Below are 11,005 nucleotides of genomic sequence, written 5' to 3'. Positions count from 1 at the left end.
AAGATTTGGTCAGAAACGTTTAAAAATCCGTGACATGCCAGGCCAGGCTACGGAAACAGCAAGGCCGTGTAACGGTTACACCGCTTCGCGTTGATTTTGCTTAACTTTGCGAAGTATGCAGCAGATGCCGCCTTGCAGTGGCAAGGGTTTTCCGCAACACTAAACGTTGTGTAAACGATTACCCCTTACAGGAAGGTTATTGATGGCGACAATTAAGGATGTGGCTCGGCTTGCTGGTGTGTCTGTCGCCACGGTATCCCGCGTGATTAACAACTCCCCTAAAGCCAGCGAGGCATCCAGGCTGGCGGTTAACAGCGCGATGGAATCGTTAAACTACCATCCCAACGCAAACGCCCGGGCGCTTGCCCAGCAAACCACGGAAACCATGGGCCTGGTCGTGGGTGACGTCTCTGACCCGTTCTTCGGCGCGATGGTTAAGGCCGTCGAACAGGTTGCCTACCGCACCGGGAATTTCCTGCTTATCGGCAACGGCTACCACAGCGAGCAAAAAGAACGCCAGGCGATTGAACAGCTGATTCGCCACCGCTGTGCGGCTCTGGTGGTACATGCAAAAAAACTGCCTGATGACGAACTGGCCGGCTTAATGAAGCAGATCCCTGGCATGGTATTAATCAACCGAACCCTACCGGGTTTCGAACAGCGCTGTGTAGCGCTTGATGACCGCTACGGTGCCTGGCTTGCCACCCGCCATCTGATTCAACAGGGCCATACTAAAATCGGCTATCTCTGTTCAAACCACCAGATTTCTGACGCAGATGACAGGTTACAGGGCTATTACGATGCGCTTCGTGAGCACGATATCCCACTCAACGAGCGTCTGGTGACCTTCGGCGAGCCGGACGAAAGCGGCGGCGAACAGGCGCTGACCGAGCTTCTGGGCCGGGGCAAAAACTTTACCGCCGTGGCCTGCTACAACGACTCAATGGCCGCGGGCGCAATGGGCGTGCTGAGCGACAACGGAATTGACGTTCCCGGCGAAATTTCCCTGATTGGCTTCGATGATATTCTGATTTCACGCTACGTTCGCCCGCGTTTGACCACCGTTCGCTACCCGATAGTCACCATGGCAACTCAGGCAGCAGAGCTTGCGCTGGCGCTGGCGGATAACCTGGCCGCGCCGGAAATTACCAACATGTTTAGCCCTACCCTGGTACGTCGCCATTCGGTCGTCTCACCGGGAGAGAGGTAACGGTAGCTTAAGCTGATAAAGATGAACCGGCCGGGCAGGGTAATCCAGCCCGTCGCCAATATACTGCCAGCCAAAGCGCTCATAATAGGCCTTACAGGCAGAATAGAGATACAAAGACTCAAAACCAAGGCTGCTGGCATACTCTACAACATGGCGTTGGAGCCGCTCACCCAGTCCCCGCCCGCGCTGCTCTTCATCTACATATAACGCAGCCAGCCACGGCCAGAGATCCTGGCGGCTAATCAGATCGCAACGCCACAGGCCAACGGTACCTAAAAGCTTCTCCCCCTCCAGCGCGACAAAGGTCAGAGGCATTTCACCTTCACGCTGGCTGCTGGCGACAATAGAAGAAAAAAAGTCGTGGCTGTCCTCGCTACCGAACGCCTGCCACAGCCAGTCGGTAACCTGTTCAGCGTGCTGAGGGGCCTGGTATAACGGAACGATTTTCACAACGACATCCTCTTAAAAATTCTCATCAAATTTAGAAAGCGTGATCTGGTACGACAATTTGCACGGCGAAACGGCAACGCCGATTGCGCATCAGGCACCTGTGATAAACTGCTGCCCAATCGCGACAGCGTCCAGATCGGGAAGGAAACAATGGTAACAATGTTAGATGTCTCGTTACGCGCAGGGGTTTCCAAAGCGACGGTATCTCGCGTGTTAAACGGCACCGGACAGGTTAAAGCAAGTACCCGCGAACAGGTATTTAAGGCTATGGAAGAGCTGGGCTATAAGCCTAACTTTCTGGCGCGCTCGCTGGCAAACCGCAGCAGTAACAGCATCGGGCTGGTAGTCTCCACTTTTGACGGTTTTTACTTCGGCCGCCTGCTCCAGCAGGCCTCGCGCCGCACCGAATTTTACGGTAAACAGCTAATAGTCACCGACGGCCACGACACGCCTGAGAAAGAGCTGGACGCCGTGCAAATGCTGGCGGACCGGCACTGCGACGCCATCGTGCTGTATACCCGCTTTATGAGCGAGCGGGCGCTTATGTCGCTGATGAACGCCATTCAGGTTCCGCTGGTAGTCATCAACCGGGACGTGACCCTGGCGCGGGAGCGCTGCGTGTTCTTCGAGCAGCAGGATGCCGCGTTTCAGGCGACCGAATACCTCATCCAGCAGGGACATCGGGAAATAGCCTGCATTACCGTACCTATTTCCACGCCGACCGGCAAAGCACGGCTTATGGGCTACCGTAAAGCGCTGCAAAAACATGGCATTGCGTGGGATGAAGGGCGGGTGAAATACGGCGACTCCAGCATGACTGAGGGGCACCACCTTTGTCAGGAGCTGCTGGCAAGCGGCGTCACCTTTAGCGCTCTGTTTTCCTGCAACGACGATATGGCGCTGGGCGCATCCAAGGCCCTGCACCAGGCGGGGATCCGCATTCCGCAGGATATTTCGCTATTTGGTTTCGACGATGCGCCAAGCGCGCAGTGGCTGGAACCGGCGCTCTCCTCGGTCTATTTGCCTATTGATAACATGATAATTACCGCTATCGATCAGGCCATTAAGCTGGCGAGCGGAGAGCCGCTGGAGCCGATCCCGCCGTTTGTCGGGACCCTGGTATTACGGGATTCCGTGGCTCCCGGCCCCTGGTTTGAGGCCGGAAGAAAGGTGTCAAAGTAGTTCGAGGGCCAGCAGTTCCTGAATAGTCTGGCGGCGGCGAATCAGGCGTGCGCTGCCGTTATCAAACAGCACTTCCGGCAGCAGCGGGCGACTATTGTAGTTTGACGACATAGAAGCCCCGTAAGCGCCGGTGTCGTGCAGCACCAGATAGTCCCCGGTTTTCACCGGCGGCAGCAGGCGAGTTTCAACCTTGCCGCCTTCCTGCTGGGTAAATACATCACCGGACTCGCACAGCGGCCCGGCCACCACGGTCTCCAGCGGCGGCAGCGAAGCCAGCTCGCGGCAATCCCCCGCAATGGCAGAAATATGGTGATAGCTGCCGTACATTGAAGGGCGCATCAGATCGTTAAAACCGGCATCGATCAGCACGAAGTGGCGAGAGCCCATATCCTTCACCGCCCTTACCTGAGCGACCAGCACGCCAGACTCGGCTACCAGGAAACGCCCCGGTTCAATTTCCAGTTTCACCGGGTGACCCAGGTGAGCGGCAATCTTCTCGCGCGCGGCGTTCCACAGCCCGTAATAGTGGTCGGTATTAATAGTCTCTTCCCCCTCACGGTAAGGAATAGACAGGCCGCCACCGGCGGAAATCGCCTCCAGATCCTGACCGAAGTCGATAACCTGCTGCACCATCGCACCGCACACCTGTTCCAGGTGAGCGTAATCCACGCCCGAGCCAATGTGCATATGAATGCCAACCAGATGGATGCCATAGCGCTGCATAGCTTCCAGCGCCTGCGGCATATCACTCAGCCAGATACCGTGCTTGCTGTTCTCGCCGCCGGTATTGGTTTTTTGACTATGCCCGTGACCAAAGCCCGGGTTAATACGCAGCCAGACGCGGTGCCCCGGAGAGACTTCACCCAACTGGTGAAGCATATCCACCGAGCCAATGTTAACCGGAATTTTCTGCTCAGCCACCAGCGCCAGCGTGGCGTTATCAATAACGTCTGCCGTGAATACGATATCGTCCGGATTTTCCAGCGGCTTGTACCCCGCCGCCAGAGCACGCTCAATCTCACCCTGCGACACAGAATCCACCTTCACGCCCTGCTCGCGCATCAGCTTCAGAATATGAATATTCGAGCACGCCTTCTGGGCGAAACGAATCACATCGAACTGGCGCAGCTGGGCAATCTGCTGGCGGATGATGTCGGCATCATAAACCCAAACCGGGCAGCCGAATTCGGCTGGTAAAGTCAGCAGCTTTTGCGCGTTTAGCGCGGTGGTGGTGTCGGTAAGCGAGCGTGGCATGGCGAACTCCGGGTAAAAATCATTTTGATTATTACGCCATACTCCAGAAAGGATAAAAAATATCGTTTTCTCTCGAGTCTATTCAAATATGATATGGATGAAGACAAACATTCAACGTAACGGTCAACAGACATGCCAGCCATCAACCTGCGCCAGATAGAGATTTTTCACGCCGTGATGACCACCGGCAACCTCACCGAGGCCGCCGGGTTGCTGCATACCTCGCAGCCAACCGTCAGCCGGGAGCTGGCGCGCTTTGAGAAGTTGATTGGGCTACAGCTGTTTGAACGCAGCCGGGGCCGCCTCTACCCTACGGTTCAGGGGCTGCGGCTATTTGAGGAGGTTCAGCGTTCATGGTACGGGCTGGACAGGATAGTCAGCGCGGCGGAAAGCCTGCGCGAGTTTCGCCAGGGCGAGCTGTCCATCGCCTGCCTGCCGGTCTTCTCGCAATCCTTCCTGCCGCGACTTTTGCAGCCGTTCCTTGCCCGCTACCCGGATCTTAGCCTGAACATTGTTCCGCAGGAGTCGCCGCTGCTCGAAGAGTGGCTCTCCGCCCAGCGTCACGATCTCGGGCTGACGGAAAATATCTCCACGCCCGCAGGCACCGAACGCCAGACGCTGCTGACGCTAAATGAAGTCTGCGTCCTGCCTGCCGGACACGGGCTCGCGGGAAAGCCAGAGCTTACACCTCACGATTTTGCGGGGGAAAATTACATCAGCCTGTCGCGCACCGACAGCTACCGGCAGCTGCTGGACTCGCTATTTCAGGAACATGACGTTAAACGAAGAATGGTCGTTGAAACCCACAGCGCGGCTTCCGTATGCGCAATGGTTCAGGCGGGGGCAGGCGTTTCTATCGTCAATCCGCTTACCGCGCTGGATTATCACGGGCGAGGGGTGGTTGTGCGCCGGTTTAGCGTAGCGGTGCCTTTTACCGTCAGCCTGATTCGGCCGCTGCACCGCCCTGCCTCTGCGCTGGTGAGCGCGTTCAGCGAGCATCTGCAGAGCAGTATGCATCTGTACAGTGACCCGCTGAACGCCCTGCTAAACACGTAATAGACTATTCGGTAACCGGCTGCGGATGCCCGGTGCCGCCGCTAAAATTAATCAGGCAGATAACCAGCCCGATAACCGCCAGCGCAGCTGCGGCAACCGGCACCGCCGTCAGGCCGTAACCACGCTCAATTACCGTGCCGCCAACCCATGCCCCCAGCGCATTACCGACGTTAAAGGCCGCGATATTTAGCGTCGAGACAAGGTTTGGCGCCTCTTTCCCGTGCAGCACAACGTTGATTTGCAGCGCGGGAACCAGAGAGAAAGCCGCCATCGCCCACAGGAACAGCGTAATCTCAGCCAGCCAGGCACCGTGGCTGGTCCAGCGGAACAGCAGAGAGAACACGGCAATCAGGCTAAAGCTCAGGATAAGGCTAACCGACACGCGCCAGTCCGCCAGCCTTCCGCCAAGAATGTTGCCCACCGTCAGGCCAGCGCCAATCAGGAACAGCGTCCAGCTAACGCCCTCAGGCGTAATGCCGGTGATTTGCAGCAGCAGAGGCGCAACGTAGCTAAACAGGGCGAACATCGCGGCGGCAAAAAATACCGTCATGGACAGAGAGAGCCACAGCTTGCCGTTGCCCAGCGCTTTGATTTCACTTTTCAAATCGGCCGGAGCTTCATCTTTCTGCGACGGCAGGCTGACGATAAGCGCGATAAACGCAATCACGCCGATAACCGCCACGCCCCAGAAAGTGGCTCGCCAACCGTAAAGCTGGCCGAACCATGTGCCAATCGGCACGCCCAGCACGTTTGCCAGCGTCAGGCCAGTGAACATCAGTGCAACCGCAGAAGCCTTGCGCCCGGCGGGAACCAAGCTTGCCGCCACAACAGCACCAATACCGAAGAAGGCGCCGTGACACAAAGCGGTAATGACCCGCGCCAGCATCAGGAACTGATAATTAAGCGCGATGGCACACAGCAAATTCCCGATGATAAAAATCACCATCAGCAAAACCAGCGACATCTTGCGCGGCAGGCGAGCGGTAAGCAGCGCCATAATCGGCGCCCCGATGGCGACGCCCAGAGCGTAGCCGCTGATTAACCATCCGGCAGAAGGAATCGATATATGAAGATCTCCCGCCACTTCGGGCAACAGCCCCATGATCACGAACTCCGTCGTGCCGATGGCGAACGCACTCATCGCCAGCGCCAGCAAGGAAACAGGCATTGTATTACTCCCGGTTGCAAAATGATGGACGGCTGGCCGCGCCCGGCGGCCGCCTGAAAATGAGGATTTCAGAGGTGCAGCTTTTTAAAATAGTGTGCGCTGCATAACAAATTTATAACACAGAAGTCGCCGGGCATGACCCGGCGTGGCGTGAGGGTAAAGTCGTTGCCTTGCTTAATACATTGATAGATAAAATAAAGCCATCAAACTTAGGCGCACATAAAGCGAACTGCATCGGCAGCGTGAATAGCGGCGGTATCAAACACCGGCAGCGGGCAGTCCTGCTGGCCCAGCAGCAGCCCAATCTCGGTGCAGCCAAAAATAACGCCCTCTGCCCCCTGCGCCTGAAGCTCGCCAATCACCTGCTGGTAGTAGCTTTTTGACTCCGGGTTGATAACGCCGAGGCACAGCTCGTCGAAGATGATCTGGTTAATGCGCTGGCGCTGAGCCTCATTCGGGATAATCGAACGAATGGCGAACTGCTGCTTCAGGCGACCGCGATAAAAATCCTGCTCCATGGTGTAGCGCGTACCCAGCAGCGCAACCTGGCTCACGCCCTGAGCGGCAATCGCACGCCCGGTCGCATCGGCGATATGCAGGAACGGCAGCGAGCAGCGGGCTTCTATTTGCCCGGCGACTTTATGCATCGTGTTGGTACAAAGAACGATGCCCTCGGCTCCCGCTTTTTGCAGTCCCAGCGCGGCATCCGCCAGCATATCGCCGGCTTTATCCCACTCGCCTGCGGACTGGCAGGCCTCTATTTCATGAAAATCCACGCTGTGCAGCACGATTTTGGCCGAATGCAGGCCGCCGAGCCGCTGTTTGATCCCTTCATTAATTAAGCGGTAATAAGGGATCGTCGATTCCCAGCTCATTCCGCCCAGTAATCCAATGGTTTTCATCGTCGCCCCTTTTTTCGTTTAACCTCCGGTTATACCCCGGTTCCGGGCAATAAAAAAGCCTCCGGATGGAGGCTTCTTCACTCAGGCGGCTTAAACAATTTCGATATTTTTCTTTCTGCCAGAAACGGCATTTTTCAACAGTACCGCACCGCAGGCGCCAATAAGACCCATCAATGCTGCCAGAGTCACAATGAGAGATTTCCCCGGACCGTCTTTTTTCATCGGCAGAGACGGGTTCATCTGATAGCGGAAAGGCTGGAAGTCGACGTCGTTTACTTTTACCTGTTGTAGCTTAGAAAGATAGTACTGGCGGTTCTGTACGCTGGCATTTAACTCTGCGACATCTTTTAGGGAGGATTCAATTTTCAACTTTTCTGCCAGGCCATCTGCACCCAGCGCAACGGAATAATCAGGATCGTCTTTTACTGCCTGCCCATTGCTGTACACCGGCTTTTTAATACCGGCGGCATTCGCAACATCCAGCGAGTAGCCCAGACGTTGAATATTCACCTTATGCTGATTTTCAAGATTGATTCGATCTAGCTGCAGTTTGTCTTTCTCAACGGCGAATTTTAACTCAACGGCATAGCGTAAATTTTGTAATACATCCTGAGTCGCTCGCTGCCCAATGAACTGAATATAACCGTTCAGGACATCCTGAGCCTCTTCAGGATTTGGGCCGGTAAAGCTTAACATCCATGCTGTATAAGGCGTCGAATCGCTACCTTTGGTATCAGCCTTATTCACCGCCATAAATTTATCTGAAATCAACTGAATGGCTCTGCGTAATTTGACCTGATCGACACTATCAGTAGCACCGATGAGTTGCTTCACATAATCTGACTTTGCCAGATACTCTTCCCGAAGCGCCTGAGAATCAAAATCCTTCAGGAAATTTTGGTAAACGTGCTCTGCATCTATTTTAGGAGCCGCATCCAGAGCCGTTAGTTCAACCATTGCGCGGCGAAGTTCAATCAACTGAGCGGCCTCTGGCGGGGTAACAATAGCCTGACTGGTCCACTTCTGAGGCAGAATAAAGCTAATCACCAGCCCTGCGAATGCAGCGGCAAGCGTCGCGACAATAATGGTTTTTTTTGCCGAATAAAGGGTACTCATCAAGTCGATTAAATCGATTTCCCGGTGGAGCTCAGGAACCACAGGAAAGGCATGAATATCGTCTCTTTGTGCAGATTTTATTTCTATTGCGGACATATTAGCTAACTCGTGATGGTTGCCAGGGTATAGACACGGGCATGAAACAAATGAATGAGCGCGATTAAACAAAACGATTTCATTACAGAAATTCAACATTGCGCACTCATTTCCTCGCGCAAAATTAAGATAATTCCTGATAATCCAGGCATTATCCCAAGAATATTCCTAAAAACAACCACTCAATGTTGTAGTTTATTTTTTTAGAAACACGTTTTTTCATCATTACTGGAGAAACAAAGAGGGGCGGTCAATAGTGGGAAATTACTGGAGCGATAATCACTATAATTACCAAAAGACACCAAAAAAAACAGATAGGAAATACCAATCATTAAGTGGCTATAATCCAGAGAATGATGTTCTCAGGGTTGAACAGCAATTATTTTATCCTCAAAAGACAAAACATCACTTTGTCGCGAAAATAACCCACCCTCGGCAAGTCTCTTTTGCCCTGCGGGATCTCCAGCAAGTAGCCGTTGCCGCTTTGCAGTTCCAGTTCAGCCATCGGCACCAGCAGCCCGTCGCGCAGCTCATTGCGGATCATCATTCGATCCAGTACTGAGAGGGTTTGTTATTTCCGCAGATAGCCACGCCCGATAACGCAGATCCCCACAGCGCTGAGCACCAGCGTGACGCCCAGTTGTTGATAGCAGCCCGAAACCAGCAGCCCAATGCCAATCAGCAAATAGTAGGCGAAGCCAAATAGCGCCCCGGCGGTTCCACGGCAGTCTCCGTACTCGCTTAGCGCGGTGCCGAGCACCACCGGAATAGCCATTGAAAACGCCACCATCACCATAAACATCGGCGCAAGAAACCAGATACTGTGCTCCATGAAATAAACGCCCGCACTTCCCGCAAGACCGCAGATACTGGCCACCAGCAGCAGCATTCTGGCCGCGACTCCACGCTTTATCAGCCGATGATTTAGCCGCGCTCCAGCAAGAGAACCCAACGCCAGCACTACGCCCGTCAGCCCGAATGAGGCCGGCTTCAGGCCAAACTGCTGGAACAAAAACGGCGCCTGGCTGTAGTAGCTGAACAGCCCAATATTAAAGAACGCCACCAGCCCGGTTGCCCGCCAGATTTTGATATCCCGCAGCATGCGGCCTGAAACCTGCCTCAAAGCCGGACATTGATGCTGTTCAGGCCGGGTTTCGTCCAGCAGCCATGCGCACCAGAGCAGCAAAGCAGCGGCCAGCCCGGCGAGCGAGTAAAACACGGCCTGATATCCGCCAAAAGAGACAATCAGCCCGCCAAACCACAGGCCAAGCGCCGGGCTTGCCGCCAGCGCGATGCCCATAAACGAGAAGATCCTCGCCAGATCCGGGCCGCTGTAGCGGTCGCGCAGCACGGTTTGGGTCACCACGGAGCCGGTTGCCGCCCCAAAAGCGGCCAGCATTCGGGCCGCAAGTAGCAGTGAAAAATGCGAGGTCAATAAAGCGGCCACCGCACCAGCCGCGTAGCAAAGCAGCCCCAGTAGCAGCGCCGGTTTACGTCCGAGTAAATCACTGACTCGCCCCCAGAACAGCACGCCTGCGGCAAAGCCAACAAAATAGAGCGAGAGCGTCCAGGCCGCGTCCTGAGCGGTTACGGAAAAGTGCCGGGCGATATCGGTTAAAGCCGGGCTATAAAGGGTTTCCACAATTTGTGGAAACATCAGCAGCGCGGTCAACAGCGCCATTCCGGGATGTGTTTTCACCCTCAGTCCTCCTGAAAAAGAGGCGCTATTGTAGGCAAACCCGAAATGGAACATTATAAACATCAGGACATTTTATAGCGGAAATCGGACATTATGAGCTGGCTGAACGCGAACGCCGAATTTAACCCTGACGAGCTGAATCAAAGCGTCATTGGCGTGCAGGCCGAGCTGGGTAACCATGACTCCGGCCTGCACCGGCACCGTATGGGCCAGTTGCTGTTCACCCGTGAAGGCTGCGTAAAGCTGACGATACATGAAGGCCAGGTGCTGTCTTTGCTGCCGCCCGGTAAAGTCGCCTGGCTTCCCGGCGGCGTGAGCCACCGCGCTGAAATGAAAAATAGCGTGGCTTACCGCTCCATCTGGTTTGACCCGGAGCGCTACCCCACGCTTCCCGCCGCAGCAATCGTGCTCAACGCTACGCCGCTGCTTCACGAACTGCTGGAGAGAATGTCAGCCAGCCCGTGGGAAACAAACTGGGAGCAGGGAGCCGCTCAGCACATGGCAGCACTTTGTGTCGCCGAGCTTGAGGCCGCCCGAGAAGAGCCGATGACTCTGCGTTTCGTGCAGGATAAACGGCTGCGCCATCTCAGCGGCGATGAGCTGCCACCGCAGTTGCACGAACTTGCCGCCGTGACTGGCGCAAGCGAGCGAACCATCGGCCGTATTTTTCGCCGCGAAACCGGCCTGTCTTATCAACAATGGCGCCAGCAGTGGCGGCTGATGAAAGCGGTTGAAATGTTGGCAAGCGGGGAGCGGATATCCGCCGTAGCCGGAGCGCTGGGCTTCTCAAGCGACAGCGCCTTTATCTACTTTTACCGCAGCCTGACCGGGCAAACGCCGGGCATGCTGTGATACAAAGCCACTGCCAACAA

Annotated in this window: 11 protein-coding genes; 4 read left to right on the top strand and 7 right to left on the bottom strand. The window is 55.3% G+C overall.

The genetic code is table 11. The annotated features are described in order from the left end of the window. Positions 1-202 precede the first annotated feature (202 nt). The gene (gene galR / locus ACG1VR_RS03665; protein ID WP_016538057.1) at positions 203-1,210 is read left to right on the top strand and encodes an HTH-type transcriptional regulator GalR; all 1,008 of its coding nucleotides are present in this window, start codon (positions 203-205) and stop codon (positions 1,208-1,210) included. Here the strand turns inward: galR and ACG1VR_RS03660 are convergent. Beyond that, on the bottom strand, positions 1,193-1,660 hold the full coding sequence (locus tag ACG1VR_RS03660) for a GNAT family N-acetyltransferase (protein WP_395490239.1): 468 nt from the start codon (positions 1,658-1,660) through the stop codon (positions 1,193-1,195). The two genes, galR and ACG1VR_RS03660, sit on opposite strands and share 18 nt — an antisense overlap. 150 nt (positions 1,661-1,810) lie before the next feature. Here ACG1VR_RS03660 and ACG1VR_RS03655 point away from each other — a divergent pair, with 150 nt between their 5' ends. After that, positions 1,811-2,842, top strand: a complete 1,032-nt coding sequence (locus ACG1VR_RS03655) for a LacI family DNA-binding transcriptional regulator (protein ID WP_016538059.1) — start codon at positions 1,811-1,813, stop codon at positions 2,840-2,842. Here the strand turns inward: ACG1VR_RS03655 and lysA are convergent. Continuing rightward, the gene (gene lysA, locus ACG1VR_RS03650) at positions 2,834-4,096 is read right to left on the bottom strand and encodes a diaminopimelate decarboxylase (protein WP_395490238.1); all 1,263 of its coding nucleotides are present in this window, start codon (positions 4,094-4,096) and stop codon (positions 2,834-2,836) included. The genes ACG1VR_RS03655 and lysA overlap by 9 nt on opposite strands. A 132-nt stretch (positions 4,097-4,228) precedes the next feature. On the opposite strand from lysA, the gene ACG1VR_RS03645 reads away from it, so the two are divergent. After that, on the top strand, positions 4,229-5,152 hold the full coding sequence (locus ACG1VR_RS03645) for a LysR family transcriptional regulator (RefSeq protein WP_395490237.1): 924 nt from the start codon (positions 4,229-4,231) through the stop codon (positions 5,150-5,152). Positions 5,153-5,156: 4 nt separating this feature from the next. On the opposite strand, the gene ACG1VR_RS03640 is transcribed toward ACG1VR_RS03645, so the two are convergent. From ACG1VR_RS03640 to ACG1VR_RS03620, 5 genes are all read right to left on the bottom strand, one after another. Further along, positions 5,157-6,320, bottom strand: a complete 1,164-nt coding sequence (locus tag ACG1VR_RS03640) for an MFS transporter (RefSeq protein WP_016538062.1) — start codon at positions 6,318-6,320, stop codon at positions 5,157-5,159. 209 nt (positions 6,321-6,529) lie between these two features. Further along, on the bottom strand, positions 6,530-7,222 hold the full coding sequence (locus ACG1VR_RS03635; protein WP_395490236.1) for an aspartate/glutamate racemase: 693 nt from the start codon (positions 7,220-7,222) through the stop codon (positions 6,530-6,532). A 90-nt stretch (positions 7,223-7,312) separates the two neighbouring features. Beyond that, on the bottom strand, positions 7,313-8,434 hold the full coding sequence (gene wzz(fepE), locus ACG1VR_RS03630; protein ID WP_395490235.1) for an LPS O-antigen length regulator Wzz(fepE): 1,122 nt from the start codon (positions 8,432-8,434) through the stop codon (positions 7,313-7,315). A gap of 379 nt (positions 8,435-8,813) precedes the next feature. After that, positions 8,814-8,981, bottom strand: coding sequence for a hypothetical protein (locus ACG1VR_RS03625; protein ID WP_395490234.1), 168 nt, complete (start codon positions 8,979-8,981; stop codon positions 8,814-8,816). 24 nt (positions 8,982-9,005) lie between these two features. Beyond that, complete coding sequence (locus ACG1VR_RS03620; protein WP_395491054.1) at positions 9,006-10,115, bottom strand: multidrug effflux MFS transporter; 1,110 nt, start codon at positions 10,113-10,115, stop codon at positions 9,006-9,008. A 111-nt stretch (positions 10,116-10,226) separates the two neighbouring features. Here ACG1VR_RS03620 and ACG1VR_RS03615 point away from each other — a divergent pair, with 111 nt between their 5' ends. After that, positions 10,227-10,985, top strand: coding sequence for an AraC family transcriptional regulator (locus ACG1VR_RS03615; protein ID WP_395490233.1), 759 nt, complete (start codon positions 10,227-10,229; stop codon positions 10,983-10,985). Positions 10,986-11,005 lie beyond the last annotated feature (20 nt).

The sequence above is a fragment of the Cedecea davisae genome (assembly GCF_044095835.1).
GTDB lineage: Bacteria > Pseudomonadota > Gammaproteobacteria > Enterobacterales > Enterobacteriaceae > Cedecea > Cedecea davisae.
Note: the sequence above shows the minus strand (reverse complement) of the source record. Positions and strands in the feature narration are given on the sequence as shown.